Origin of the sequence: Streptomyces sp. NPDC002838, from assembly GCF_040295365.1 — a bacterium.
Taxonomy (GTDB): domain Bacteria; phylum Actinomycetota; class Actinomycetes; order Streptomycetales; family Streptomycetaceae; genus Streptomyces.
Map to the genome: position 1 here is coordinate 152244 of NZ_JBEOVF010000007.1, position 25355 is coordinate 177598.

At 71.0% G+C, this 25355-nt stretch carries 21 protein-coding genes and 2 tRNA genes; 6 read left to right on the forward strand and 17 right to left on the reverse strand.

Annotated features, from left to right (window positions below; genetic code table 11):
* Positions 1 to 6 precede the first annotated feature (6 nt).
* The 5 genes from ABT063_RS12250 to ABT063_RS12270 all read right to left on the reverse strand — a co-directional run bounded on the left by ABT063_RS12250 (position 7) and on the right by ABT063_RS12270 (position 4554).
* The gene (locus ABT063_RS12250) at positions 7 to 1617 is read right to left on the reverse strand and encodes a sensor histidine kinase (RefSeq protein ID WP_351057181.1); all 1611 of its coding nucleotides are present in this window, start codon (positions 1615 to 1617) and stop codon (positions 7 to 9) included.
* The gene (locus tag ABT063_RS12255) at positions 1614 to 2354 is read right to left on the reverse strand and encodes a response regulator transcription factor (protein ID WP_351057182.1); all 741 of its coding nucleotides are present in this window, start codon (positions 2352 to 2354) and stop codon (positions 1614 to 1616) included. Before ABT063_RS12255 ends, ABT063_RS12250 begins: the two co-directional genes overlap by 4 nt.
* Before the next feature lie 111 nt (positions 2355 to 2465).
* Entirely contained in the window at positions 2466 to 3098 is a 633-nt protein-coding gene (locus ABT063_RS12260) for a hypothetical protein (RefSeq protein WP_351057183.1), read from the reverse strand.
* Between the two features lie 121 nt (positions 3099 to 3219).
* A complete protein-coding gene (locus tag ABT063_RS12265; RefSeq protein WP_351057184.1) occupies positions 3220 to 4104 on the reverse strand; it encodes a DUF2797 domain-containing protein in 885 nt (294 codons plus the stop codon).
* A 48-nt stretch (positions 4105 to 4152) separates the two neighbouring features.
* Positions 4153 to 4554 (reverse strand): HGxxPAAW family protein, encoded by a 402-nt coding sequence (locus ABT063_RS12270; RefSeq protein ID WP_351057185.1) that lies wholly within the window; start codon positions 4552 to 4554, stop codon positions 4153 to 4155.
* Between the two features lie 88 nt (positions 4555 to 4642).
* Between ABT063_RS12270 and ABT063_RS12275 the strand changes: the two genes are divergently transcribed.
* Together ABT063_RS12275 and ABT063_RS12280 are read left to right on the forward strand one after the other, a co-directional pair.
* A complete protein-coding gene (locus ABT063_RS12275) occupies positions 4643 to 5140 on the forward strand; it encodes a MarR family winged helix-turn-helix transcriptional regulator (protein WP_351057186.1) in 498 nt (165 codons plus the stop codon).
* Positions 5141 to 5374: 234 nt separating this feature from the next.
* Positions 5375 to 5881, forward strand: coding sequence for a GtrA domain-containing protein (locus ABT063_RS12280; protein ID WP_351057187.1), 507 nt, complete (start codon positions 5375 to 5377; stop codon positions 5879 to 5881).
* Positions 5882 to 5929: 48 nt separating this feature from the next.
* Here ABT063_RS12280 and ABT063_RS12285 read toward each other — a convergent pair whose 3' ends face one another.
* Positions 5930 to 6760, reverse strand: coding sequence for a nucleotidyltransferase domain-containing protein (locus ABT063_RS12285; RefSeq protein ID WP_351057188.1), 831 nt, complete (start codon positions 6758 to 6760; stop codon positions 5930 to 5932).
* A 543-nt stretch (positions 6761 to 7303) separates the two neighbouring features.
* Between ABT063_RS12285 and ABT063_RS12290 the strand changes: the two genes are divergently transcribed.
* Positions 7304 to 9214: a protein-arginine deiminase domain-containing protein gene (locus tag ABT063_RS12290; protein WP_351057189.1), complete on the forward strand. Its 1911-nt coding sequence runs from the start codon at positions 7304 to 7306 to the stop codon at positions 9212 to 9214.
* 101 nt (positions 9215 to 9315) lie between these two features.
* Here the strand turns inward: ABT063_RS12290 and glpK are convergent, their stop codons facing one another.
* The 3 genes from glpK to ABT063_RS12305 form a co-directional block, all read right to left on the reverse strand.
* Complete coding sequence (gene glpK / locus ABT063_RS12295) at positions 9316 to 10830, reverse strand: glycerol kinase GlpK (protein WP_351057190.1); 1515 nt, start codon at positions 10828 to 10830, stop codon at positions 9316 to 9318.
* Between the two features lie 15 nt (positions 10831 to 10845).
* Positions 10846 to 11676, reverse strand: a complete 831-nt coding sequence (locus ABT063_RS12300; RefSeq protein WP_351057191.1) for an MIP/aquaporin family protein — start codon at positions 11674 to 11676, stop codon at positions 10846 to 10848.
* A 95-nt stretch (positions 11677 to 11771) separates the two neighbouring features.
* A complete protein-coding gene (locus tag ABT063_RS12305) occupies positions 11772 to 11957 on the reverse strand; it encodes a hypothetical protein (RefSeq protein ID WP_351057192.1) in 186 nt (61 codons plus the stop codon).
* Positions 11958 to 12103: 146 nt separating this feature from the next.
* Here ABT063_RS12305 and ABT063_RS12310 point away from each other — a divergent pair, with 146 nt between their 5' ends.
* Positions 12104 to 13243 (forward strand): glutathione-independent formaldehyde dehydrogenase, encoded by a 1140-nt coding sequence (locus tag ABT063_RS12310; RefSeq protein WP_351057193.1) that lies wholly within the window; start codon positions 12104 to 12106, stop codon positions 13241 to 13243.
* A 40-nt stretch (positions 13244 to 13283) separates the two neighbouring features.
* Here ABT063_RS12310 and ABT063_RS12315 read toward each other — a convergent pair.
* A tRNA-Arg gene (locus tag ABT063_RS12315) sits at positions 13284 to 13356 on the reverse strand.
* A 196-nt stretch (positions 13357 to 13552) separates the two neighbouring features.
* Positions 13553 to 13643: transfer RNA gene (locus ABT063_RS12320), tRNA-Ser, on the reverse strand.
* 190 nt (positions 13644 to 13833) lie between these two features.
* Between ABT063_RS12320 and ABT063_RS12325 the strand changes: the two genes are divergently transcribed.
* Both ABT063_RS12325 and ABT063_RS12330 read left to right on the forward strand, forming a co-directional pair.
* Positions 13834 to 14328: an SSI family serine proteinase inhibitor gene (locus ABT063_RS12325; protein ID WP_351057195.1), complete on the forward strand. Its 495-nt coding sequence runs from the start codon at positions 13834 to 13836 to the stop codon at positions 14326 to 14328.
* Positions 14329 to 14659: 331 nt separating this feature from the next.
* Complete coding sequence (locus ABT063_RS12330; protein WP_351057196.1) at positions 14660 to 19225, forward strand: PAS domain-containing protein; 4566 nt, start codon at positions 14660 to 14662, stop codon at positions 19223 to 19225.
* A gap of 87 nt (positions 19226 to 19312) precedes the next feature.
* On the opposite strand, the gene ABT063_RS12335 is transcribed toward ABT063_RS12330, so the two are convergent.
* The 6 genes from ABT063_RS12335 to ABT063_RS12360 form a co-directional block, all read right to left on the reverse strand.
* Positions 19313 to 20989, reverse strand: a complete 1677-nt coding sequence (locus tag ABT063_RS12335) for a long-chain fatty acid--CoA ligase (RefSeq protein ID WP_502990802.1) — start codon at positions 20987 to 20989, stop codon at positions 19313 to 19315.
* A gap of 192 nt (positions 20990 to 21181) precedes the next feature.
* Positions 21182 to 21805, reverse strand: coding sequence for a superoxide dismutase family protein (locus tag ABT063_RS12340; RefSeq protein ID WP_351057198.1), 624 nt, complete (start codon positions 21803 to 21805; stop codon positions 21182 to 21184).
* A 258-nt stretch (positions 21806 to 22063) separates the two neighbouring features.
* Entirely contained in the window at positions 22064 to 22621 is a 558-nt protein-coding gene (locus ABT063_RS12345) for a SigE family RNA polymerase sigma factor (RefSeq protein WP_351057199.1), read from the reverse strand.
* Between the two features lie 147 nt (positions 22622 to 22768).
* Positions 22769 to 23935 (reverse strand): lipid-transfer protein, encoded by a 1167-nt coding sequence (locus ABT063_RS12350; protein ID WP_351057200.1) that lies wholly within the window; start codon positions 23933 to 23935, stop codon positions 22769 to 22771.
* Positions 23932 to 24327 (reverse strand): MaoC family dehydratase, encoded by a 396-nt coding sequence (locus ABT063_RS12355; RefSeq protein ID WP_351057301.1) that lies wholly within the window; start codon positions 24325 to 24327, stop codon positions 23932 to 23934. Before ABT063_RS12355 ends, ABT063_RS12350 begins: the two co-directional genes overlap by 4 nt.
* A 38-nt stretch (positions 24328 to 24365) precedes the next feature.
* Positions 24366 to 25292 carry a bifunctional MaoC family dehydratase N-terminal/OB-fold nucleic acid binding domain-containing protein gene (locus ABT063_RS12360; RefSeq protein WP_351057202.1) on the reverse strand — a complete coding sequence of 309 codons (927 nt, stop codon included), beginning with the start codon at positions 25290 to 25292 and terminating at the stop codon, positions 24366 to 24368.
* Positions 25293 to 25355: the final 63 nt, after the last annotated feature.

The window sequence follows — 25355 nt, forward strand, 5'->3', positions numbered from 1 at the left end:
CTCAACTCAAGCCCCCTGTCGCACCCATATGGTGGCGCTGTGCTGTGCCTGTGAGTGCGATTGCCAGTTCGTTTCGGGCGCCGGACGGGGCGTCACCGGGGCCGGCGCGGGCAGGTGAACGGTGAACACGGTGCGCCCGGGAACGCTGTCCACGGTCACCGCGCCGCTGTGCGCGGTCGCCACGGCCTGCACGATGGCGAGGCCCAGACCGGTCGATCCGGAGGCGCGGGAGCGCGAGGAGTCGCCGCGCGCGAACCGTTCGAAGACGCGCGGCAGCAGCTCGGCCGGGATGCCCTGGCCGTCGTCCTCGACGTCCACGCACAGCATCGGCCCGCGCCGCTCGACGCGCGCGGTGACGGTCGTACCCGGTGGGGTGTGCGTCCGGGCGTTGGCCAGCAGGTTGACCAGCACCTGTTGCAGGCGTGCGGCGTCCGCCGACACCAGGGCCGGTTCGTCGGGCAGGTCGAGGCGCCAGTTGTGGTCGGGTCCGGCCGCGCGCGCGTCGCTGATGGTGTCCACGACGAGGGGTACGAGGTCGGTCTGCTCGAACTGCAGCGGCCGTCCGGCGTCCAGGCGCGCGAGCAGCAGCAGGTCCTCGACGAGGAGGGTCATCCGCCCGGCCTCGGACTCGATCCGGCCGAGCGCGTGCCGGGTGTCCGGCCCGACCTGCTCTCTGCCGCGTCTGGTGAGCTCGGCGTACCCGCGGATGGAGGCCAGGGGAGTACGCAGCTCATGGCTGGCGTCGGCGACGAACTGCCGTACCCGCGTCTCGCTCTGCTGGCGGGCGTGCAGGGCGTCGTGGACGTGGTCCAGCATCCGGTTGAGCGCGGCACCGACCTGGCCGACCTCGGTGTGCGGGTCGGTCTCGGACTCGGGGACGCGTTCGCTGAGGTTGACCTCGCCGGTGTGGAGGGGGAGTTCGGAGACGCGGGTGGCGGTGGCGGCGACCTTGCGCAGGGGGCGGGTGGCGACGCCGACGAGGACGTACCCGGCGATACCGGCGGCGACGAGGCCGGCGGCGGTGACGCTGAGCTCCACGAGGATGAGGGTGTTGATGGTGCCGGTGACCGACTCGGTGGGCAGGGCGACGTAGTAGTTGCCCTCGGGCCCGGCGACGTACGTCACGCGGTACTCGCCGAGACCGGGGAGGGTCATGGTGTGCGTACCGGTGGTGGGTACGTCGGCGAGCACGTCCTTCACGGCGTCGCTGAGGTCGGTGGCCTGCATGCCGTTGAGGAAGCCGCCGCTGTCGTCAGACTGCTGCTCGGCGATGACCGCCCTGGTGACCGTGCCGCCGGTGCCGACCTCGGCGGCGACGGAGTCCACCTGCGTGGGCCCCTTGGTGACAAAGCCCTCGAGCCGGCCCTCCTCCGGCGCCGAGGAGTTGTTCCCGCCCCCGGGCTTGAAGGGCAGCGCCGACAACCGCTTGCCGGCATCGTCGACCTGGCCGTCCAACTGCTCGTACAGATGCGACCGCAGCGCCAGCGTCGTCACCGTCCCGATCACCGCACACACCACGGCGATCAGCACCACGGACGCGACGACGAGCCGTGTCCGCAGGGTGCGCGGCTGACCCGCTCGCTTCTTCTGCGGACGCGGCCGTCGTCGTCCGCTCATGACACCGCGGGCTTGATCAGATAACCGGCGCCGCGGCGGGTGTGGATCATCGGCTCCCGCCCCGCGTCGATCTTCCGGCGCAGGTACGAGATGTAGAGCTCGACCACATTGGCCTGACCGCCGAAGTCGTACGACCACACACGGTCGAGGATCTGCGCCTTGCTGAGCACGCGCCGCGGATTGCGCATCAGGAAGCGCAGCAGCTCGAACTCGGTGGCGGTGAGGTGGATGTTCTCCCCGCCGCGCGAGACCTCGTGGCTGTCCTCGTCGAGCATGAGGTCGCCGACGACGAGGACGGAGTCGGAGCGGCGGTCGGCGGCACCGGAGCGGCGGATGAGTCCGCGCAGCCGGGCGACGACCTCCTCGAGGCTGAACGGCTTGGTGACGTAGTCGTCGCCACCGGCGGTGAGCCCGGCGATACGGTCCTCGACGGCGTCCTTGGCCGTCAGGAACAGCACCGGCACGTCGGGCAGATCGCGCCGCAGCCGTCCCAGCACGGCCAGCCCGTCCATGTCGGGCAGCATCATGTCCAGGACGACCGCGTCGGGCCGGAACTCACGCGCGGTCTGGACAGCGCCCTGTCCGTCACCCGCGCTCCGGATCTGCCATCCCTCATAGCGCAGGGCCATGGACAGCAGTTCGGTGATCGACAACTCGTCGTCCACCACAAGCACTCGGACGGGGCTCCCGTCCGGCCTCAGCAGTTCGGTGCGCCCTTGGGGCGAGGTCGTGGTCATGCTGGACACCTTGTCGGGGCCCCCTGAGAACACCCTTTCGTGTCTCTGTGATTTTCCTGAGAAACACACAGGGGGCTCTCAGGAAACCCCTGGGGTACTTCTGGGTGCTTCTTACCTGTCGCCGTCGGCGGCGGGCGCGAAGTGCACCGGGATGTACTGGTCGTACAGCCGCTCGTTGGTGGCCGTGAAGTCCGCGCGGGTGACGATCGCGCAGCGCACGGTCACGTCACAGACGACCCCGTCCTTGATCTCGGGCCGGAGGTTCTCCAGCGTCGTGCGGAACTTGCCGCCCTCCTTGTAGGGGAAGGTGATCTCGGGCGTGCCCGTGCCGGTGTCGGTGATCCAGCGCGACGAGCCGTCCTTGGTCTCCCGGCCGGGCAGACAGGGGCCGGGCAGGGACTTGTACGTCTTGGGGTCGCCGGCGTGGACACCTTCGGGTATCGCGCAGAAGGCGAGGAAGATGCCCTGCGCGCGGTTGTATCCAGCGCCCTTGACCTTGATCGTGCCGCCGGAGGCCGGCAGGAAGGTCTTGTCGGCGGCCAGTCGCAGGTCGAACGTCCGGCCGTCGGCCGTGGTGACCGTGCGGTGCGCGTAGCCGCCGAACTGCGGGTGATCGCCGAACGACGGCGCGGCACTCGCGGTACCGGCCAGCGGGAGTACCGAGGCGAGCCCTGCTGCGGCGGCGACGACGGCGAGCGCGGGGCGCAGTCGCTTTCCGGCGCGGGAAGTTGTGGGGGGTTTCATGAGGCGGAGGCCGTCCTCTCGGTGATGCGTTCCCTGTGAACGCCCTAGATCGCCATGCCTAGAACACGACTGATCAGTAGGCAACTCCGGCCGCGTTCCTTCACATTCCTCCCACCCACGCTCAGAACAGACCGTCCTGCACAGTCATCGTCTTCTTGAACTCCCGCACCGGAACGGTCACTTCACCGCTCCCAGTGTCACCCCCGGTGGGAACCAGCTCCCACCCCGTCATCAACCGCGAGTCGAGCACCACCACCCCGGCCCCCGTCTCCAGATGCAGATCCGGCCCCGCGGCCGCCACCAACCGACCGCTCACCGCGCCACCGGCGACGAGTTCGCTCACCTCCCCGACGGCGTCGGGCACGTCCCCGAGCCCGAACACCCGGACGTGGTCGACCGGTTGGAAGGGCGCGGGGGCGAGCGACTCCGGCCGGCCCCCGTGCGCCACCGCCCGCGCGTGCAACTCCGCGATCTCAGCCGCCCGTTCCGCCTCCGACGCCGGCAAGGCGCTGCGCACCGCCCGCTTCTCGCCGTACGGAATCCGATCCGGTACGCCGAGGGCGGCGCGCAGGAATTCCTCGGTGCGCCGGGCCGTCATCAGCGGTCCGGTGCCCAGCCAGCTGAAGCAGACGGCGCCCTGTTCAAGCAGCCGTGCGGCGCCCCGTTCTTCGGCGGTGATGCCGGCCTTGACCATCCCGGGTCCGAACCACGCCAGGTAGACGCGGTACGGCCGGGGGTCGTCGGCGATCGTGTCGGCGGCCACGGAGTGCGCCCGGTCCAGCCGCGCGCACTCCTCGCACCGCGCCCCCGTACTCCGCCCCGGCACCGCCGCCCGTACCGGGCACGCATGTCCCCGCGCTCCCACGCATGTCCGTACGCCCCCTTCCGCGACCCCGAAGGCCACCTGCTTCCCCCAGGTCAGCGCACTGCGCCGACCCCCGTCCCACGTCAGCACGGGACCGTCCGCCGCCCACCGCAGCCCCGAGCACTTCCATGCCTGTGCCATCGCTCCTGAGAGTAGGGGGCGGCACTGACAATGGCGGGTCCGCGCAGGTCAGAGCCAATTTTGCGCGGTTCGGCTCCGAGGCGTGGCGGCAGCGGGCGCCGGTTCGGCGGCGGCCGTGGGAACGACCTCGGCCGCAGCGGCCGTACGCCGCACCCCCCGCCCCGCCAGCCGGCACCCGACACACCCGGGATGCCCCGCGCGGGCCGCCGTGTCGCGCACCCGCATCCCCCACTGCTCCCTGGGCCGGATCCCCGGCGGCTTGCCCCAGCCGGTGAGGTGCAGCGCCCAGGTGACGAGGACGCTCACCGCCACGATCCCGAGTCCGCCGACCACCACAGGTGCCGACACCATGCACACCCCCAGCCCCAGCACCGCCGTCCCGACGGTCGTGATCCCGAAACCGGTCCATCCTGCGACCGTGTGCCCCTCGTCATACTGGTGTGCGCTCACGTGCCCGCCTCCCTCTCGTACGGGTATCTCACAGCCTAAGAAATTTAGCTCATAAATCTCTCACGTACTAAGGGAATCGGAAATCCGGATGCACCCCAAGCCGCGCCCCGCCGCCACTCCGGCCCAGGCGCTGTCCGCGATGGACTCCCTGGTCGCGGCCCACCTGCTCGGCCAGCAGGAGATGGCCCAGCGGCTGGGCCTGACCGTCACCGACCTCCTCTGCTTCGCCTGCGTCCTCAAGGCCGGCGAGAACCTGCTCACGGCCGGCGACCTCGCCGAGCACGCGCACGTCACGACGGGCGCGGTGACGGGCATCCTCAACCGGCTGGAACGCGGGGGCTACGTCACCCGTGTCCCCGACCCCAAGGACCGCCGCCGTGTCCGCGTGGCCGCAGTCCCGGCCGCGGTGGCCCGCGTCCACGCCCTCTACGAGCCGTACTACGCGCGCCTGAACGCCGTCTTCGCCGACTACTCCCCCGATGAGATCGCCGTCCTCGCCGACTGGTTCGCCCGCACGACCACCCTGGCCCACGGCTACATCGAGGAACTCCGCGTCGAGGACGCGAAGGACGCCGAGGGCAGCTGATTCGACCCGGCCCCGGCGCGACCCCACCCGGCATGGTGGAGCCAGCCCTACCACAGGTTCGGTAGGTCACTCCATCGTTCCCGCAGGCCGGCGACGGCATCGTTGACGCCAGCTGATCCCGCCTGATCCCGACTGATCCCGGATGAAGCTCCACTGAAGCCCCGTTGAAGCCCCGCAGGGTTCAACTGGCCCAGTTGGTCCAGAGGTTCACGCCCAGTCCGGAAGGAAACCGCCATGGAGTCGCCGCTCCCGTCGAAGCCTCAGTCGGCTCCGGGTCCCCTCTCCTCCTTCGTCCGTTTCGTGGTCTGCGGCGGCGGTGTCGGCGTCCTCTCCAGCGCCGCCGTACCACTGGTGGCGACGGCGATGCCCTGGCCGGTGGCGAACGCGCTGATCACGGTCGTCTCCACCCTCCTGTGCACCGAGCTGCACGCCCTGTTCACCTTCGGCACGGGCCGCCGGGCCGGCCTGCGCCGACACCTTCAGTCCGCCGGCTCGGCAACGGCCGCGTACCTGGTGACGTGCGCCGCGATGTTCCTCCTGCACGCGGTGCAGTCGTCGCCCGGCCTGCTCCGGGAGCAGGCGGTCTACCTCACCGCGTCCGGACTGGCCGGCACAGGCCGCTTCCTGGTGCTGCGTCTGTTCGTCTTCGCGGGCGGCCGCAGTACCGAGGCACCCGCACCGCAGCGGGCGACGAGCGACTGGAACACTCCGTTTGTGAGGGCTGGGGCGTTTGCCGGATGAGGGGTTGCCCATTCGGTGCTGGCGGGACACGCCCGTAACCGCGCCTGCTCAGCGATTTGCCGCCAGCAGTTCGCCGATCCGCTCATACAGCGAGCGCGGCACGCGAATGCCCCACCGCTCGGCGGCCTCGGTGCTCATCTCCCGGCTCCAACGCCAACTGCTGCGCGCCGCCGCCCGCAGCTCCTGTGGCAGGGCGGCGGAGGTGGTCGCGGTGTACCGCGCCCGATCGGCGGCGGGCAGATCCTGTTCCAGCGCCCGGCTGGGGGTCAGCCAGTGGGCGGTGCTGTCCCGCAGCAGGCGGCAGAGCTGAAGTTGCAGGGGCGCGATGACGATGTGCAGCACGGCGTGGGCACGGGCCACTTCGCCGCGGGCCAGGACATGGGCGAGCATGAGGGTCCAGTTGGCCAGCTCGTGGGTGAGCTGCTGCGCGGTGGTGGCGGGCTCGGGCGGCCGGAACGCGGCCAGGTGACGGGCGGCCCGGGTCAGGCGGCCGGTGCGGTCCAGCAGGACGGCGCTCTCGGGCCGGGGCAGGTGCACCATCCCTTCCCAGGCGGGGACTTCGTCGATGCCGGGCCCCGCTGCGGTGATGTGGAACTCCCCCCGCATGAGGTCGTCGAAGACGACGGCGAGGATGCCGTGCATGTTGGTGTACGCCAGCTCGAGCGGGGCCAGTTGTTCCAGGAACGCCGGCCCGTCGAAGTCGTCGACGTACTCATCCTGGACGTAGAGGTACGCCTCGATGTCGGAGTGGGCGTCGGCCTCGCCGAGCGTCCAGGAACCGTAGAGCAGGACGCCTTCGAGCCGAAATTCGGACTGGGCGAGCTCCCGCAACCGGGCGATGCGGTCGTCCAGGGCGGGGCAGGCGGAGCGAGAGGACATGATGGTGGCTGACTCCTGAGTGAGCACGCGGACGTGCGACCACGCACGCGCGAACGCCCGGCGCCGGCCGGGCGGGGAACGGTGGACCGTGTCGTGCCGGTCTGCTCAGGAAACGCCCATGGGCGGCATTCTACGGAACGCGAGTCCCCTGCGTCGGCGCTGGAGTCGGCCGAGCCAGGTAACGCTTCAGGGCTTCGACGCCATCGGGTACGAACGTCCGTCGTCGAAAGGCTCGTGCAGCTCGCGCTCAGTGACCCAGCCCCCAGGCGATCTCCGAAGGGTCGGGAGCGATCGCCTCGGTGACAACGGCTTCGTGCACACCGAGCCAGTAGGGACCGAGCACGCCTCGGTATGCGCCAACTTCCCCCGGACTCCGCCCCCTTACCACTTCCTCACCATCTTCTCAACCACCGAACGGCCGGCCTTCGCCCCCTCCCTCAGGCCCGTCTCGGCCTCGAGAACAGTTTTCGTCCACGCAGGCAACTCCTCCCTCCCGTTCCGCTTCTCTCACAGCGACACCCCCGCGGGAGGAAAGGACTTGCAGTGCGAACAAGTCATGCTGGACGGCTGGTGCTCGCCCTCACAGCCACAGGGGCGGTTCTGGCGCCCACATCCCTGGCGCAGGCGGCGGAGCCGCTCCGCGTCGACCTGAGGTCGGACGTCAACCGTGACGGGCGGGTCGACGTCACCGGTAACTCCGACACGTCCGGAGAGGACAGCTGGTCCATCGGGCGAGGCGCGCTCTTCCTGCCCAACATCGACGACGACAGCAGGCGTTGCAAGGCCACAGGGCCCGGCGGGAGACCGCTCCCCGACGCCAAACTGGCCGCCTGCAACGACGCCCTCGACACGAAGGTCAACGGCACCGCCGACGCCGCCGACCTGGCACGTGTGCGCTCGGTGCCGATGAAGAACGTGCCGTCCGACGCCAAGGGCAGCATCAAGGTCACCACAGGAGCCGCGCAGACCCGGGTCTTCCTCAAGCGGTCCGGCGCGTGGACGCCGGTCACCGCCGGCACCCGGCTGACGGCCAAGGAGCTGCGCTCCGGCGTGGAGTTCGGCGTCGAGGCCAAGGACGTCATCCGGGACAGCCGGAAGTGGGACGGCCGTACGGTGATCCGGCTGACGGTGACCTCCGCCGCCGGCAGCACCTCCGACTCCCTCACCCTGCGCGTCGCCCCGCTGCTGACCCACCACCACCTCCAGCAGGCGCAGCAGCTGATGGTCACCAAGCTGCCCGGCAACGACCCCGGCGCGAAGATGCAGCAGACCTTCGTCAAGGACCTGGCGAAAGAGGTCCGGCAGGCCGGCATCACCAAGCCGCTGGTGACGCTCACCAAGTACCAGGACGTCTGGGCCCAGGACTTCGTCGAGCCGGCCTACGTCAGCATGACCGGCCCCGGCGGTCACCGTCAGGTGATGCGCGTGATGCTGCGCTCCGCCCAGGACCGGGAAGCGGGCCGGGAACTGTACGAGAAGCTGCGCGGCCCGAACATCGGCGTCGTACAGGCGAAGGGCCCGGACATGAAGGGCTGGGAGACGCTGAACTCCATGGGCAACCTGGAGACCATCCCGCCGTACGCGCTGGGCGGCCGGTCGTTCCCCGCCGGCCGCGTCATCATGGGCGAGCGCAAGGACAGCAAGGTGCGCCCGTCGCAGGAGATACGCACGCTGCTGAAGTCCCAGGGCCTGCAGGACCCGCTGCTGCTGGACACCTCCTGGCTGTACGTCGGACACGTCGACGAGTTCGTGCAGTTCCTGCCCGCCGACACCCCGCGCGGCTGGCGGCTCGGCGTCGCCGACCCCGAGGCCGGACTGAACCTGCTGCGCGACGCCCAGCGGGACGGCCACGGCAAGACCAAGGTGTTCTCCGTCCCCGCCTCCGCGGGCGCGGTTCCGAAGGAGACCATCGACCAGGCCCTCGCCTCGCGATACCTGGTGGCCGACAACACCATGGCGGCCAAGCGCATCGCGGCCAACGTGGAGCTCCTCAAGCGGGAGACAGGCATCACCGACGCCGAGATCGTGCGGGTCCCGTCCCTCTACACCCGCGGCACCGAGGACGAGCGGAGCGGCACCCGCACGCCGACGCTGAGCCGCCTCGGCGGCACCGTGGCACCACAGGCGGCCGAGGAGTACGGCCAGCAGAGCTTCCTCGCCCGGAACCGCGACGCCTCCGCCGCGCCGGCCGAGCCGACCGTCGAGACCGCCGCCTACATCCCCGGCGCCGTCAACGGCATCATGCTCACCCGCGACCGCTACCTCGCCCCGCGGCAGTGGGGCCCCGTCATCGGCGGCAAGGACATCTTCACCAACGCGGTCACCGCCGCCTACACGCGGGCCGGCCTGAAGGTCTCCTACATCGACGGCTGGTACTACCACCTCGGCATGGGCGAGGTGCACTGCGGCACCAACACCCTGCGCGACGCGTCGGCCGCCTGGTGGAAGCCCTGACAGGGCCCGCAAGCGCCGACTGACACGCCAGGGGCCCCGGATCTCCCGGGGCCCCTGGCCTGTGCGCACCGGGAACACGCGGGCGCCCGGCGTACGTACCTCTACTCGACCTCGACCCAGTCGAGGCTGCGTTGCACGGCCTTCTTCCAGCCCGCGTAGCCCTTCTCCCGCTGCTCGTCGCTCCACTGCGGCTCCCACCGCTTCGACTCGTGCCAGTGCAGCCGGAGCTCGTCGGTGCTCTCCCAGAAGCCGGTGGCGAGCCCCGCCGCGTAGGCGGCGCCGAGCGCGGTGGTCTCGGCGACGACCGGACGGCTGACCGGTACGCCGAGGACGTCGGCCTGGATCTGCATGCACAGGTCGTTGGCGGTGACGCCGCCGTCCACCCGCAGCACATCGAGTCTCACCCCGGAGTCCTGCTCCATCGCCTCGGCCACGTCGCGGCTCTGGTAGCAGATGGCCTCCAGGGTCGCCCTGGCGAGATGCGCGTTGGTGTGGAACCTGGCGAGACCGACGATCGCGCCCCGGGCGTCGGAGCGCCAGTAGGGCGCGAACAGTCCGGAGAACGCCGGTACGAAGTAGATGCCGCCGCTGTCCTCCACCTGCCGGGCCAGTGTCTCGACCTCGGCGGAGGAGGAGATGATCCGCATCTGGTCGCGCAGCCACTGCACGGCGGACCCGGTGACCGCCATGGACCCCTCCAGCGCGTACACCGCCGGGGCGTCCCCGAACTGGTAGGCCAGCGTGGTCAGCAGGCCGGTCCTGGACCGGACGATCTCCGTGCCCGTGTTGAGGACCAGGAAGTTGCCGGTGCCGTAGGTGTTCTTCGCCTCGCCCGGGCGGAAGCAGACCTGGCCGACCGTGGCCGCCTGCTGGTCCCCGAGGACGCCGGTGATGGGTACGGCGGTGCGCAGCGGACGGGTGGTGCGGGTGGTCCCGAACGCCTCCGGGTGCGAGGACGGGTTGACGGCCGGGAGCATGGCGCGCGGGATGCCGAAGATGTCGAGCAGCTCGTCGTCCCAGTCGAGGGTCTCCAGGTTCATCAGCATGGTGCGGCTGGCGTTGGTGACGTCCGTGGCGTGGATGCCGCCGTTAGGACCGCCGGTGAGGTTCCACAGCACCCAGGCGTCGGTGTTCCCGAAGACGGCCCGGCCGTCCTCGGCGGCCTCCCGGACCCCGTCTACGTTGTCCAGGATCCACTTGATCTTGCCGCCGGAGAAGTACGTCGCCGGTGGCAGCCCCGTCTTGCGCCGGATGAGGTCGCCGTGCTCCCGCTCCAGCGCCGCGGCGATCGAGTCGGTGCGGGTGTCCTGCCAGACGATCGCGTTGTAGTGGGGCTGACCGGTGGTGGGGTCCCAGATGACCGTGGTCTCCCGCTGGTTGGTGATCCCGATGGCCACGAGGTCGGCGGCGGACAGGTCGCCCTGGCGGATGGCGTTCTGCATCGTGGAGTTCGTACGTTCCCAGATCTCCACGGGGTCGTGCTCGACCCAGCCGGAGCGGGGGAAGATCTGCTCGTGTTCGAGCTGGTGGCGTGCCACCTCGTTGCCGTCGTGGTCGAAGATCATGAAGCGGGTGCTGGTGGTGCCTTGGTCCACCGCACCGACGAATTCGGGCATGGCCGTCCGTCCCTCTCACTTGTCCGGCGCGGGCACCCGGCCGGGTTCCTGCTCGGTGACCGGCAGGTGTGGGCTGATCAACAGGCGGTAGACCAACGCCCCGACCAGGCCGCCGATCAGGGGTCCGGCGATCGGCACCCAGAAGTAGAGGTCGCCGTACTGATCACGCCAAGCGCCTCCGTAGCCCGTGAGGAACGCCGCCAGCCTGGGGCCGAAATCACGGGCCGGGTTGATCGCGTAGCCGGCGTTGGTTCCCCAGGCCATGCCGATGACGACGACGATCAGGCCGATGACGAACGGGGCCATGTTCGCGCCCGGCGGCGTGTTCAGCAGGTCGGTGACCGCGAAGACCAGCAGCACCAGCAGGGCGGTGCCGATGATCTGGTCGCGGAAGGCCCCCAGCTGGCTGATCGGGAGAGTGCCGTTGCCCGGCAGGGTGGAGAAGACGATCTCCGTCTTGTCGGTGTGCCCGGGGTCGGCCCTCGCCAGCACCTCGCTGTAGTTCCAGCGCACCAGCAGGGCAGCCACGAACGCGCCCGCCGTCTGGGCCAGCATGTACGGCAGGACCTTGCTCCACGCGAAGCCCTTGAAGGCCGCGAGCGCGAGGGTGACCGCGGGGTTGATGTGGGCGCCGCTGACCCGCGCCGCCACGTAGACGCCGAAGACGACGCCGAGGCCCCAGCCCCACGCGATGCTGTCGTGGTCGCCCAGGCCACCGTCGGTGAGCGCACCACCCGCGACGACCTGCGCGACGACACCGCATCCGAAGAGGAGGAGGATCATGGTGCCGGCGAACTCGGCCGAGAGTTCACCGACGAGACGTGCCTTAGATGTGGGTTCCGGCATGTTCAGATCGTCGGCGGCGCGGACGCGGGCGGCATCCGCAGGCGGTCCGATCGGGTGGGCCGGGGCCCGGCGCCCGGAGGTGGAGGGCCGGCCGGTCAGGCTTCGGGAGCGTCCTCGCCACGACCCTCGGAGAACTCCCACCAGGCAAGGGGAAGCCAGTCTCCGTTGACGAAACCGTCGACCGCCGACCCCCGGCCGCTGATCGACACGGTGGTGCCGGGCGGGTAGGTGGTGCCGGACAGCCCGGACACGGGGACGAGCAGGGTCCCGAGGCGTCGCATCACTGTTCGCTTACTCTCGCTTCCGCACGGCAAATATGTGATGACAATAGCCAACTTGTCCGATGGCGCACAACGGGCGGAGCATGAGATAGAGCACGAAAACACGAGGGCACGAAAGCAGCACTACCGTGCGGAGGTGCGTAGGCATGAAGGCCGTCGTCTACAAGGGACCGTTCGAAGTCGCGGTCGAACAAGTGGAGGCCCCTGGGCTCCAGCACCCGAACGACGTGATCGTCCGCGTGACGTCCACGGCGATCTGCGGTTCCGACCTGCACATGTACGAGGGCCGCACCGCAGCCGAGCCCGGCATCGTCTTCGGCCACGAGAACCTCGGAATCATCGAGGAGACCGGGGACGGGGTCTCGTCGCTCAAGCGGGGCGACCGGGTGGTCATGCCCTTCAACGTCGCCTGCGGGTTCTGCAAGAACTGCACGGCCGGCTTCACGGGCTTCTGCGTGACCGTGAACCCCGGGTTCGCGGGCGGTGCGTACGGCTACGTCGCGATGGGGCCGTTCAGCGGAGGCCAGGCCGAGTACGTACGGGTGCCGTACGCCGACTTCAACTGTCTGAAGCTCCCGGAGGGCGATGCCAACGAGAGCGACTTCGTTCTGCTCGCCGACATCTTCCCGACGGGCTACCACGGCAACGAACTGGCCGACGTCCGTCCCGGCGAAAGCGTCGCGGTGTACGGCGGCGGGCCGGTCGGCCTGATGGCCGCCTACTCCGCGCTGCTGCGCGGCGCCAGGAAGGTGTTCGTCGTCGACCGGGTGGCCGAGCGGCTGCAGAAGGCCGAGGAGATCGGCGCGATCCCGGTCAACTTCGCCGACGGCAATCCGGTGGAGCAGATCAAGGACCAGACGGAGGGAGAGGGCACCGACAAGGGCATCGACGCGGTGGGCTACCAGGCCCAGGCACGCGGCGAGGACCGTGAGGAGCCGGCGACCGTTCTGAACTCGCTCGTCGAGACGGTACGGCCGACCGGAGCGCTCGGCATTCCGGGCCTGTACGTTCCGTCCGACCCCGGCGGGCCGGACGAGCAGGCCAAACAGGGCATGCTGCTGGTGGCCATCGGCAGGCTCTTCGAAAAGGGACTGCGCCTGGGCACCGGCCAGTGCAACGTGAAGCGCTACAACCGGCAACTGCGCGAGATGATCATCGAGGGCCGCGCACGGCCCAGCTTCGTCGTCTCGCACGAGCTGTCACTCGACGAGGCACCGTCGGCGTACGAGAAGTTCGACAAGCGCGTCGAGGGCTACACCAAGGTCGTACTGCACCCGAACAGGTGACGCGAAAGGCCCCGGATCTCTCCGGGGCCTCTCACCTGTGCGCACTCGGCAGGATTCGAACCTGCAACCTTCTGATCCGTAGTCAGATGCTCTATCCGTTAAGCTACGAGTGCTTGTTTTTCCTGCCGGTCCCGGTCCTTCTGGCCCGCTCGCGGCGACAGGAAGAACATTACATGACTGCCGCCGCCATGTGAAATCCGTTTGCCGTACCCCTTGTGACCTGCGGAAACGGCCCTGTGGGCGGGTGCGTGGACAGGTGCGTGAACGACGAAGCCCCGGCCTGTTGGACCGGGGCTTCGTGATCGGGCGCGGAGGCGGAGGGATTTGAACCCTCGATGGGATTTAAGTCCCAAACCGCATTAGCAGTGCGGCGCCATAGACCGGACTAGGCGACGCCTCCAGCACAGCCGCCCGCGCGAGCGCGAGTGGTGCGTCCAGATGATGACACAGTCGAGCGTGGTGTCACCAATCGCCTCCCACGGTACTAGGCGGGCGGGTCGCAGAGCAAAGCCCTTAGCTGCGCCGTCGGCGCCGGTGGGGCGTTGTCCGGTGGCGCGCAACGTCCGCAGGGCCCAGGCGTTAGTCAGGGCATGTCGCAGGTCTTCCGGCTCGGCCGGTTCGCAGGATTCGCTCAGTTGATCGTTGCCGCCGGCTCCGTCGTGTCCGTGTCCGCCGCGCCCGCCGCCGCCTCCTCCTCCCTCGCCGCGCCCCCGCCCGTCCGGGACGAGGACCGGGCGGGCGGCGATCACCTCACCGTCACCGTGCGGAACGCGGGCCGTGCCGACGGGACGTACGAGGTGGACTGTCACCCCGGTGGGGGGAGCCATCCCGACGTCAGCGGGGCCTGTGGCGCCGTCGACCGGAACACGCGCTGGGGGAAGGACGCCTTCGCCTCCGTGCCGCGGAACACCCTCTGCACCATGCAGTACGGCGGGCCGGCCACCGCGCATGTCACCGGCACCTGGGCCGGGCGGCCCGTCGACGCGACGTTCGACCGCAGCAACGGATGTGAGATCGGGCGGTGGGATCGGCTCGTGCCGCTGCTGCCCGACCTCAGGGCCCCGGTCAAGGCTCAGGCTCGGTAGGCGAGCGGCCTTCGGGGTTCCATGGACGCGCCCGGCCCGCCGTCACGGTTCTTTCATGGCGGATGCCCCGACTCCGCAAGAGCCCCGCGAGAGTGCCGTAAAGGTGTCGCGAACGTCTCGCGAAGCCGAATCGGAAGGCTGAGCAGGAACCCTTGCAAGTGGTCGCATGTCCGGTCACACGTTCTGCTTCACTTCCTCGTGCGACCTCCCTCTCATCCGGCGTCGCGAGCGCAACCACTGCCCTTAGACTCCCTCGCGTGACACGTCGCGGGCAGGTTGGCAAGATGGCCCGAGCGGTCGGCAAGGTGCGGTAACAGGGAGGAAGCGTCTCGTGAGCAGCAGGCCATCCCGAGGCGCTGCTCGCCTCGCAGCCATACTCGACGCGCTTCCCGATGCGTTGGTGCTGGTCAACGCCAATGGGACCGTCGTCAACGCCAACACCATCGCCCTGGAGGCCTTCGAGGCGCCGGGGACCGCTCTGGTGGGCCGGGGGCTTCTCGACCTGCTGCCGCACTTCGACTCCAGGCTCATCCCCGGGTCCATGCGGCGGCCCGACCACATGGACCCGCGCGGGCGCACCAAGCCGACCCGGATGATGGCCCGGCGCACCGACGGGAGCGAGTTCCCGGTCGAGGTCACCAGCGCGAATCTGGAGAACGGCCAGCAGGCCTACGACGGCTACGGCTACAGCGGCGACGAGCTGCTGATGCTCGTCGTACGGGACTTGACCGGGACCGTCGACACCGAGGCCGAGCTGGCCCGGTCGCAGCGGCAGACCGAGATGATCCTGCGGGCCGCGTCGGAGGGTGTCGTGGGGACGGACACCGACGGGCGGATCGTGCTCGTCAATCCGGCCGCCGCTCAGATACTGGGTTATCGGGCCAGTGACCTCGGCGGGCGTGAGCTGCACGACCTCGTCCTCCACTCGCGTGCCGACGGCACTCCCTTCCCGTACGAGGAGTCGGCGCTCGCCGACACCCTGCGCTCCGGGCGCAAGCACCGGGTGCGCGGGCAGGTGCTGTGGTCGAAGAAGGGCGACAAGGTTCCGGCCGACCTGACGACCGCGCCCGTGCGCGACGGCGACCAGCTCGTCGGCGCCGTGATGACCTTCACCGACCGGCGTCCGTACGACGCGCTCACCGAGGAGAAGACCACCGCCGAACAGCGGCACGAGGAGGAGCTGGAGCGGCTCTCCGAGGACCACGCCTCCGAACTCACCGCGCTGCGCCAGAAGCACGTGACCGAACTGGAGGAGCTCCAGGAGCGGCACGAGGAGGAGCTCGCCGCGGGCGAGGAGCGGTACGCCGCCCTGGGGGAGCGGGAGAAGGACCGCTACGAGGCCCTCGCCGGGCGGCACGAGCAGCTGCTGACGCTGCTCGGGCGGTCGCTGCGCGGGCCCCTCGACGAACTGCGCCGCGAGCTGGCCGCGCTGGCCGCCGACGACGCGGGGCAGTTGTGGCCCGAGGCCAACCAGGTGCTCCATCACCTGTCGGCCGGCTATTCGCGGATCACGACCCTCATCGACAACGTCCTCGGATATCAGCGGCTCGACACGGGCGCCGACGACATCACTCGTACGAAGGTCATGCTCGACGCCGTCGTGGCGGCGGGCGTCGACGGGGCCGTGGAGCTCATCGGGCCCGGGCGCGTGCAGTTCGCCGTGCACGCGCCGCCCATCGAGGCCGAGGTCGACCCCCGGCTCCTCGCCACCGCGCTCGCCCACCTCGTCGCGGACGTCGCCGGTGTCGACGCGACCGGCAACTCGCCCGTCTCGGCGGGCGGTTACATGGACAACACCGTCGTCGTGGCGGCGGCGCAGCGCGGCGAGGGCGTACGCATCGAGGTGCGCGGGCCGTACGCCGGCGGAGACCCGGTGCACGAGCCGATCGTGCGCGGAATCGTGCGCGCCCACGGCGGCGTGCTGCAGACGCACGAGGTGCCGGGGATGAGCGGCAGTGCGTACGTCCTCGAAGTGCCGATCGGTGGCGGGGCGGGGGCCGTCGCCGCTCCGGGACCGGCCGCTCTGGAAGCCGCCCCTCAAGAGGTCGCCCTGCCCGAGCAGGCCGCCTCCGGCGGTGGGCGGCGACGGGCCCGCAGGGCCACCACCGACGCCTTCCTGGAGAGCGAGGCGGCAGGCGCCGAGGGTTCGGAGCCGGAGGCAGCGGAGGCCGCCGCGCCCACCGGGCGGCGCAGGCGACGGGCGGCGGGCGGCCAGGAGGCCGCGCTACCGGCGCAGGCGGCCAGCGACGGCGCGGAGGTCTCCGGGGGTACCGGGCGGCGCCGTGGGCGGCCCGCCGAGGGTGTCGGTGACGACGCTGCCGAGGGCGATGGTGTGTCGGAGGGTGCCGTCGTCATGGCCGGCGAGCATGGCGCCGGAACCGCGGCCGCGGGGACCGGTCTGGGCGGGACCGTGCCGCCGCAGGGCGTGCCCGTGCCCGACACCGGCGGACGGCGCGCCCGGCGTGACTCCGGCGAACAGCACGCGTTGCCGCCCGCGCTGCCCGCGGCTTCCGCCGAATCGGCCCAGGGTGCCGACCCCGCCGACAATCCGCAGCAGCCGACCGGCCGGCGTCGGCGTGCCCTGGCCGCCGCGTCGGAGCGCGCCGCCGCGCAGGAGGCGGCGCCCCGTACGGTGTTCGCCCTGCCGCCCGCCGCGGCGGACCAGCCGTCCGGCGACGGTGCGGAGGGGATCGCGGACGAGCAGGGGCAGGGGCCCGTGGCTGCTGCCGCGGGGCAGGGGCAGGTGCCTGGCCAGGGGGTTCCCGGTCAGGGCGTCCCCGCTGACGGACTCGTCGACGACGGTCGGCACGACGCCGTACCGCACAGCCAGGCCGACGACCACACTCCGCCGCAGCCGCACCCGTCGAGCGCGCCGACGGGCCGCCGTCGGCGGGCGGTGGGGCAGCGCGCGGAGGCGGAGGCCGGTGGGGCGCCTGTGCAGGGGGCCCCGGCTCAAGGGGCTTCGGTTCCGCAGGGTGCTCCGGTGCACGAGGTTCCCGCACAGAGGGCTCCGGTTCAGGCGAGCGTGCCTCAAGCCCAGGGCAATGCCTCGGGCCAGCCCGTTCCGCCCGGGCAGCCGGTACAGCCGGGTGCTCCCGTACCCGCCCACGGTGCCGTCGCTCCTGGCGTCCAGGCCGCGCCCGGCCAGCCGGTTCCGGCGCCGGGCCAGGGCGCCGTCCCCGTGCCGAACCCGGCTGTGCGGAACGGGTCGGCGCAGAACGCACCGGCACAGAACGCGCCCGGTCAGACCGGCCTGCCCGCCCAGGCCGTCCCGGGCCACCCTCAGCCGCACCAGGGCCACCAGAACCCCCAGGGCATGCCCGCCCCTGCCCCCACCCCCGCCGGCGCCGGTCAGCCGCTCCCGGCCGAGGCCGCCCCCGACCAGGGCACCCCGCCGCAAGGCACGCCCGCACCGGGCACCCCCGCCCCGCAGCCGTGGCCCGTCGCCGACGACACTCCCGGCGCCGGTACGGCCGTATCGGCGAACGGTGCGGCAACCCCCGTACCTCCGCACACGGCCACGGCGCCCGCTCAGCCGAACGGCGCCGCCACCGCCGTACCGCAGGACCCGGCCACCCCGCAGAACCCGCAGGCCGCCCAAGCACCGCAGCCCCCACAGGCCTCTCAAGCCCCACAGGCCGCGCAGGGCACCCCGCCGCCCGGCACCCCCCTCCCCCCGGAGGCCGCCGCCGCGCAGCCCCGGGCCGCGCAGCCGTTGCCCGCCGAGGCCGCCGCCGCGCCGGTCGATCCCAACTCCACGCAGGGTCGGGCGATCAGCGTGCGAACGCTGGGGCAGGGCGTGCCGTTCACGCGGCAGGCTGCTCAGGTGCAGCAGCCTGCGACGGCGAACGGCCCGCTTCCGTCGGCCACGCCCGCCCCGCATCAGCCGGGCGGTTCCGGCCGTCGCCGCAAGCTCGGTACCCGGCCCGATCCCGCCGCCGCGCCCGCCGAGCAGGCGGCCCGTCCGCATCCGCCGACCGAGCAGGCCCCCGCACAGCCGCAGCCCTCGCTGGCCGGGCAGTCCCGGCTGGCGCAGGCGACCGAGGGGAGCGGGCGGTCGTACGCCATAGGCGCGCCGGACGAGAACGCCGCCGAGGGGCCCGAGCCGTTGGACGGGCCGGGCGGTGCCGTCGAGGTGTCGGACTCCCCGCGCCCGCAGCCGATGGACGACGAGCTGCCGCCGGAGCCGCTGGACAACCCGCGCCGGCTGCTGGTGTGGCCGGCGCCGGATGTGACGACCCAGCAGGCGCTGAGCGACCGTGGCTACCGGCCGGTCATCGTGCACTCGCGCGAGGAGGTCGACGCGCAGATCGCGGCGTTCCCCGCCGCGCTGTTCGTCGACCCGCTGACCGGGCCGATCACGCGTACCGCGCTGCAGTCGCTGCGGCAGGCGGCGGTCGCGGCCGAGGTACCGGTGATGGTGACGGCCGGGCTCGGGCAGGCCTCGCGCGAGGCGGCGTACGGCGCCGACCCCGCTGTACTGCTGAAGGCGCTCGCGCCGCGCGACAGCGAGCAGCACCCGCCGCGCGTGCTGCTCATCGAGGAGCACGCCGAGATCGCGCTGGCGCTGACCGCGACGCTGGAGCGGCGCGGGATGCAGGTGGCGCGGGCCGCGAGCGATGCCGACGCGGTGACGCTGGCGGGGCAGTTCCGGCCGAACCTGGTCGTGATGGACCTGATGCAGGTGCACCGGCGCCGGGCCGGCATCGTCGACTGGCTGCGCGCGAACGGGCAGCTCAACCGCACCCCGCTCGTCGTCTACACCGCCGCGGTCGACCAGGCCGACCTGCCGCGGCTGGCCTCCGGCGAGACGGTGCTGTTCCTCGCGGAGCGGTCCACCAGCAGTGAGGTGCAGTCGCGGATCGTGGACCTGCTCGCTCGGATCGGGACCAACTAGCCAACCACTGGGCAACCGAGGGCGCGCCGGGCGGGATGCTTGATGTCCCGCCCGGCGCGCCCTTCTTGTGTCTTGTGCAGGCCTGGGTCAGAGCTGGATGACGGCCAGCTCCCCCTCCGCGTACTTCCTGCGCAGCACCTTCTTGTCGAACTTGCCGACGCTCGTCTTCGGCACCGCCTCGATGATCGTCCAGCGCTCCGGGAGCTGCCACTTGGCGATCCCGCCCTCGTCGGCGAGGAAGGCGCGCAGCGACTCGAAGTCGGCGGTGGCGCCCTCCTTGAGGACGACGGTGGCCAGCGGGCGCTCGCCCCACTTCTCGTCGGGGACGGCGACCACGGCCGCTTCGGCGACGTCGGGGTGGGACATGAGCGCGTTCTCCAGCTCGACCGAGGAGATCCACTCGCCGCCGGACTTGATGACATCCTTGGCGCGGTCGGTGAGGGTGAGGTAGCCGTCGGGGGAGATCGTCCCCACGTCGCCGGTCTTCAGCCAGCCGTCCTCGCTGAACTTGTCGATGGGGCGCAGGGGTTCGGCGTCGAGGCCGTTGTAGTAGGCGCCCGCGATCCACGGGCCGCGCACCTCAAGCTCGCCTGCCGACTTGCCGTCCCAGGGGAGGCGCTCGCCGCCGGGGCCGGTGAGGCGGGCCTCGACGCTCGTCGGGAAGCGGCCCTGGGTGAGGCGGTAGGCGAACTCCTCCTCCGTACCCACCACATGGGCCGGCGGACGGGCGATCGTGCCGAGCGGGGAGGTCTCCGTCATGCCCCAGGCGTGGCAGACCCGCATGCCGAGCTTGTCGAAGGCCTCCATGAGGGAGGGCGGGCAGGCCGAGCCGCCGATCGTGACCTGGGTGAGGGAGGAGACGTCGCGCGGCTTGGCGGTCAGCTCGGCGAGCAGGCCCTGCCAGATGGTGGGCACGGCGGCCGCATGGGTCGGCTTCTCCCGCTCGATCATCTCGGCGAGCGGGCCGGGCTGCAGAAAGCGGTCCGGCATCAGCATGTTCACGCCGGTCATGAAGGTGGCGTGCGGCAGGCCCCAGGCGTTGACGTGGAACTGGGGGACCACGGCCAGCGAGGTGTCCTGGTCGGTCAGACCCATCGACTGGGCCATGTTGACCTGCATCGAGTGCAGGTAGATCGAACGGTGGCTGTACACCACGCCCTTGGGGTCGCCGGTGGTGCCGGAGGTGTAGCACATGGCGGCGGCCTGGCGTTCGTCCAGCTCCGGCCAGTCGTACGTGGTCGGCTTGGCGGCGATCAGGTCCTCGTACTCGTGCACCTGGACGGAGGCGTCCGCGCTCGCGAGCAGGGAGCGGTCGCCCGGGCCCGACACGACGACGTGCTCGACCGTCTTGAAGTGCGGGAGCAGGGGGGCGAGCAGGGGGAGCAGCGAACCGTTGACAAGCACCACCTTGTCCGCCGCGTGGCCCACGATCCAGGCCAACTGCTCGGGCGGGAGGCGGAGGTTGAGCGTGTGCAGGATCGCGCCCATGGAGGGGATCGCGAAGTAGGCCTCGACATGCTCGGCGTTGTTCCACATCAGGGTCGCCACCCGGTCGTCGTCGACGACCCCGAGGTCCTCGCGCAGGGCGTGCGCCAGCTGGGCGGCGCGGGCGCCGACGTCGGCGAAGGAACGGCGGTGCGGCTCGGCCTCACCGGTCCAAGTGGTCACCTGTGACGTCCCGTGGATCGTCGACCCGTGGGTCAGGATCCTCGAGATCAGCAGCGGTACGTCCTGCATCGTGCTCAGCACCGGGGGCCTCCTCATTGAAGCGCTACGCGAAGGTAGTGTCCCGCGATTGTGCTGGCATACCGGGCAGTATGTCACTAGCTGACGGTGATTCGTTCACCGATGTCGCGACATGGCCCGGACGCGCCTCGCACGTCCGGGCCGACCGATCCTACCGGGCTGCGGCGATCACGGTCGGCCCTCCGGCGCGGCCTCCCGGGCCCGGGCGGGCTACATGAACGGCACGTTCACACAGGCCAGCCGCGCACCGGCCGTTCCTGCGTGGCCTTCATGTGTGGAGGTGGCCATCTCGTGGATCACCACGGAACGGGCGCCTCCCTCACGGAAGCGCCAGTCCACCGTGGCTATCGAGCGGGCCGAGCCGTCCTTGTTGGTGGTCAGGTCCAGCCACACCTCGTTGCGCGGGTTGGCGAACTCGGGGTCGACCGAGGGCTGCACGGGGTCCTGCTTGTCCTGGTAGTGCGGCCCGGCGTCCGCGGGCAGCTTGCCGCAGGGCTTGGTGTGGACATGGGCGCCGTAGACACGGTTCTCGCCGAGGTCCCGCACGCGCAGCTCGATACGCGTCCCGCCGCTGCGGCGCAGCTCCTCCTTGACCTGGACCCGGGCGGCCACCGGTACCAGGTCGGTGTTGTAGGTCACCGCCTGCGCGTAGGGCGCAAGGCTCACCGGGGCGAACACCGTCCCGACGACCATCTTCGGCACCGGTCCCTTCGCCTCCTGCGGTTCGGCGGCTCCGGCGGTCGCCATCACACCGGCACCGGTCGCGACGGCGAGGACACCTGCGGCGGCCACCAGGGCGCCCTTGTTCATGACGGTGAATTTGTGCCTGGGCATGGTTGGTCTCTCCAGTACGTGCGCGGTGGGGGTCCGGGCGGGGCGGTCGCGGCAGCATCAAAAGCGCCGGCCGACGACAAGGCCCAAATCCAGGTGTTTTACAGAGACTTGGTGCGCCCGGGTGTTTGGATCTGCACAGTACAACGAGGGACAAGCCATACCAGAACGCCTACCGACGGGTACTGGGGAGACCCCGTGGAGAGTTCGGCTCCGTCTCAGAAGGGCTCGGCGCGCGCTGTGTTCGCACGCCGCTTACGGTTACCGCACCGGCTCCAGCTCAGGGTCCTCCCTCAGCTTGCCCAGCGCCCGGGAGACGGCCGACTTCACCGTCCCGACGGACACCCCGAGCACCTCGGCCGTCTGGACCTCGCTGAGGTCCTCGTAGTACCTGAGGACGACCATTGCCCGCTGTCGGGCGGGCAGCCTCATGATGGCCCGCCACATGGCGTCATGCAGCGCCTGCTGCTCCGCCGGGTCGTCGCGGCCGCGCACGGGCTCCGGCTCGGGCAGCTCGTCGCAGGAGAACTCGTCGACCCTGCGCTTGCGCCACTGCGACGTGCGCGTGTTCACCAGCGCCCGGCGGACATAGCCGTCCAGCGCGCGGTGGTCCTCGATGCGCTCCCAGGCGACGTATGTCTTGGCGAGCGCGGTCTGCAGCAGGTCCTCCGCGTCGCACGGGTTCGCGGTCAGCGACCGGGCGGTGCGCAGCAGCACCGGCTGGCGGGCCTTCACGTACGACGAGAACGAGGGGTACGGAAGGGTCTGCTTCGCCAGTGAGGCGGCCTTCGAAGCGCTGGTGCAGACGGGTGTGGTCATGGCTCCACGCTATGAGCGGGGGTACCTCCGGCGGATCGGCCGCAGGTCCCGAAGACGGATCCGCCTCAGGTTGTAGGGGTGGGGCTGGCTGCACCTCCTGAAGGTGGACTGGAGGACGACACGTACTGCGGGTTTACCCCTGAGGGCTCATCCGTCGGCCGTCAGCACCAGGCCTGACGTCGGCACCCCCGTCCCCGCCGTCACCAGAACGCGATCGGCTCCCGGTATCTGGTTCACCGCCGTGCCCCTGAGCTGCCGTACCCCCTCCGCGATGCCGTTCATACCGTGCAGATAGGCCTCCCCGAGCTGTCCCCCGTGCGTGTTGAGGGGGAGCTCGGCGCAGCGTACGAAGTCCGCAGCCTCCCCCTTGCCGCAGAATCCGAACTCCTCCAACTGCATCAGCACGAACGGCGTGAAGTGGTCGTACAGGATCCCTACGTCGATGTCGGCGGCCGTGAGCCCGGAGGTGCGCCACAGCTGCCGGGCCACGACGCCGATTTCCGGCAGGCCGGTCAGGTCGTCGCGGTAGAAGCTGGTCATCTGCTCCTGCGCCCGGCCCGCGCCCTGGGCGGCGGCCCTGATGACCGCGGGCGGGTGGGGCAGGTCGCGGGCCCGCTCCACGGAGGTGACGACCAGCGCCTGGCCTCCGTCCGTCTCCTGGCAGCAGTCCAGCAGCCGCAGCGGCTCGACGATCCAGCGGGAGGCGGTGTGGTCGGCGAGGGTGATGGGCCGGCCGTGGAAGTACGCCGCCGGGTTGGTCGCCGCGTACCCGCGGTCCATCACCGCCACATGTCCGAACGCCTCCGGGGTCAGGCCGTACGTGTGCAGATACCGCTGCGCCGCCATCGCCACCCAGGAGGCCGGGGTGAGCAGTCCGAACGGCAGGGACCAGCCGAGCGCGACCCCCTCGGCCGACGGCCCCCGGTGCTGCACGCCCGAGCCGAATCTCCGCCCCGACCGCTCGTTGAAGGCGCGGTAGCAGACCACCACCTCGGCCACCCCTGTGGCTACGGCGAGCGCGGCCTGCTGGACGGTGGCACAGGCCGCCCCGCCGCCGTAGTGGACGCGGGAGAAGAAGGACAGCTCTCCCATCCCGCAGGCCTGGGCCACCGTGATCTCCGGGCTGGTGTCCATCGTGAACGTCACCATCCCGTCCACGTCCGCCGGCGTCAGACCCGCGTCGTCGAGTGCGGCCCGCACGGCCTCCACGGCCAGCCGCAGCTCACTGCGGCCGGAGTCCTTGGAGAACTCCGTGGCCCCGATGCCGGCGATCGCCGCCCGCCCGCCGAGGGTGTCCCGCGTGCGTACGCTCATCCCGCGCCTCCCGTCGGAAGGGTGACCGTCACCGTGCCGGTCACATGTCTGCCGATCGCGTTGGCTCCGATCACACGGACGGTTGCGGTGTCGCCGTCGGCCTCCTCGATCGTGCCCGTCAACACCATCGTGTCTCCGGGGTAGTTGGGCGCGCCCAGTCTGATGGCCACCTTGCGGAGTACGGCCCGTGGGCCGAAGTGGTCCGTGACGTACCGGCCGACCAGGCCGTTCGTCGTCAGGATGTTCATGAAGATGTCGGGGGAGCCCTTCTCCCGGGCCAGTTCCGTGTCGTGGTGCACGTCCTGGTAGTCGCGCGAGGCGATCGCCCCGGCGACGATCAGCGTGCGGGTGACCGGGATCTCCAGCGGGGGCAGCACGTCACCGGCCCTCAGCCCGTCCGCGTCGGCCCTCAGCCGGTCTCCGTCCGCCTTCATACGGCCGCCTCCCTTCCGGCGCGGAAGACCGGCAGCACCAACTCCTTGTCGTGTGCCTGGAATTCGAGAGTGACCGGCAGGCCGATCCGCACCTTGTCGTACGGCACTCCGGTCACGTTGCTGATCATCCGCACGCCCTCGGCCAGCTCGATCAGGGCGACCGCGTACGGAGGGTCGAAGGCGGGGAAGGGCGGGTGGTGCATGACGACGTACGAATAGACCGTGCCCTCGCCGCTCGCCTCGACCGTGTCCCACTCCGGGCCGCCGCAGGAGTTGCAGCCGGGCAGCCAAGGAAAGCGCAGGGTCCCGCAGCCCGTGCAGCGCTGAATCAGCAGCCGGTGCTCCTGGACGCCCTCCCAGAATCCGGCGTTGTCCCGGTTGACGACCGGGCGGGGGCGCGGGGGTTTCTCGCGTCGGCGGGCGGGGGCGTACTTGAGGATGCGGAAGCGGTGGGTGCCGGCGAGGTCCGGGCCCACCCGGATGTCCGTGCGGGTCGTGACGAAGTACCCCGTGCCCAGTTTGGTGGTCTTCCGCTCCGACACCGACTCGATCACCGTGTCGAAGGTGATCTCGTCGCCCGGCCGGAGCGGTCTCAGATACTCCTGCTCGCAGTCGGTGGCGACGACCGAGGTGCAGCCCGCCTCGTCGAGGAGGGTGAGGAGATCGTCGTACGCCTCCGTCCGGCCGGAGCTGCCGGGTCGGCCGGTGGGGCCGCGGTGGCCCGAGAGGCCGCCCATGGTCCACGCCTGGAGCATCGTGGGCGGGGCGATGGCGTCCGGGCCGGTGTACGCCTCGTTCGTATCGCCCATCGCCTCGCACCAGTGCCGGATCATGGGCGCGTTGACGGGGTCCTTGCCGACGCCTGCGACGGTTGCGGACCGTCCCTCGAAGGCCTTCAGCCGCGTCCCCAGCTCGTCCCTCACCGTCGCCCCCTGGTCATCCCGTGCCACATCGTCTTGACATTTCTGGTACACCGCAGCCGCCGG

What these genes read in the sequence shown, in the direction of transcription:
- ABT063_RS12265 (WP_351057184.1), bottom strand. Translation starts at nt 4,104, where the DNA reads ATGGCACAGGCATGGAAGTGCTCGGGGCTGCGGTGGGCGGCGGACGGT.
- ABT063_RS12350 (WP_351057200.1), bottom strand. Translation starts at nt 23,935, where the DNA reads ATGAGCGTACGCACGCGGGACACCCTCGGCGGGCGGGCGGCGATCGCC.
- ABT063_RS12255 (WP_351057182.1), bottom strand. Translation starts at nt 2,354, where the DNA reads ATGACCACGACCTCGCCCCAAGGGCGCACCGAACTGCTGAGGCCGGAC.
- ABT063_RS12305 (WP_351057192.1), bottom strand. Translation starts at nt 11,957, where the DNA reads ATGCGACGCCTCGGGACCCTGCTCGTCCCCGTGTCCGGGCTGTCCGGC.
- ABT063_RS12300 (WP_351057191.1), bottom strand. Translation starts at nt 11,676, where the DNA reads ATGCCGGAACCCACATCTAAGGCACGTCTCGTCGGTGAACTCTCGGCC.
- glpK (WP_351057190.1), bottom strand. Translation starts at nt 10,830, where the DNA reads ATGCCCGAATTCGTCGGTGCGGTGGACCAAGGCACCACCAGCACCCGC.
- ABT063_RS12325 (WP_351057195.1), top strand. Translation starts at nt 13,834, where the DNA reads ATGTCGCAGGTCTTCCGGCTCGGCCGGTTCGCAGGATTCGCTCAGTTG.
- ABT063_RS12250 (WP_351057181.1), bottom strand. Translation starts at nt 1,617, where the DNA reads ATGAGCGGACGACGACGGCCGCGTCCGCAGAAGAAGCGAGCGGGTCAG.
- ABT063_RS12275 (WP_351057186.1), top strand. Translation starts at nt 4,643, where the DNA reads ATGCACCCCAAGCCGCGCCCCGCCGCCACTCCGGCCCAGGCGCTGTCC.
- ABT063_RS12340 (WP_351057198.1), bottom strand. Translation starts at nt 21,805, where the DNA reads ATGCCCAGGCACAAATTCACCGTCATGAACAAGGGCGCCCTGGTGGCC.
- ABT063_RS12345 (WP_351057199.1), bottom strand. Translation starts at nt 22,621, where the DNA reads ATGACCACACCCGTCTGCACCAGCGCTTCGAAGGCCGCCTCACTGGCG.
- ABT063_RS12285 (WP_351057188.1), bottom strand. Translation starts at nt 6,760, where the DNA reads ATGTCCTCTCGCTCCGCCTGCCCCGCCCTGGACGACCGCATCGCCCGG.
- ABT063_RS12280 (WP_351057187.1), top strand. Translation starts at nt 5,375, where the DNA reads ATGGAGTCGCCGCTCCCGTCGAAGCCTCAGTCGGCTCCGGGTCCCCTC.
- ABT063_RS12335 (WP_502990802.1), bottom strand. Translation starts at nt 20,989, where the DNA reads ATGAGGAGGCCCCCGGTGCTGAGCACGATGCAGGACGTACCGCTGCTG.
- ABT063_RS12260 (WP_351057183.1), bottom strand. Translation starts at nt 3,098, where the DNA reads ATGAAACCCCCCACAACTTCCCGCGCCGGAAAGCGACTGCGCCCCGCG.
- ABT063_RS12310 (WP_351057193.1), top strand. Translation starts at nt 12,104, where the DNA reads ATGAAGGCCGTCGTCTACAAGGGACCGTTCGAAGTCGCGGTCGAACAA.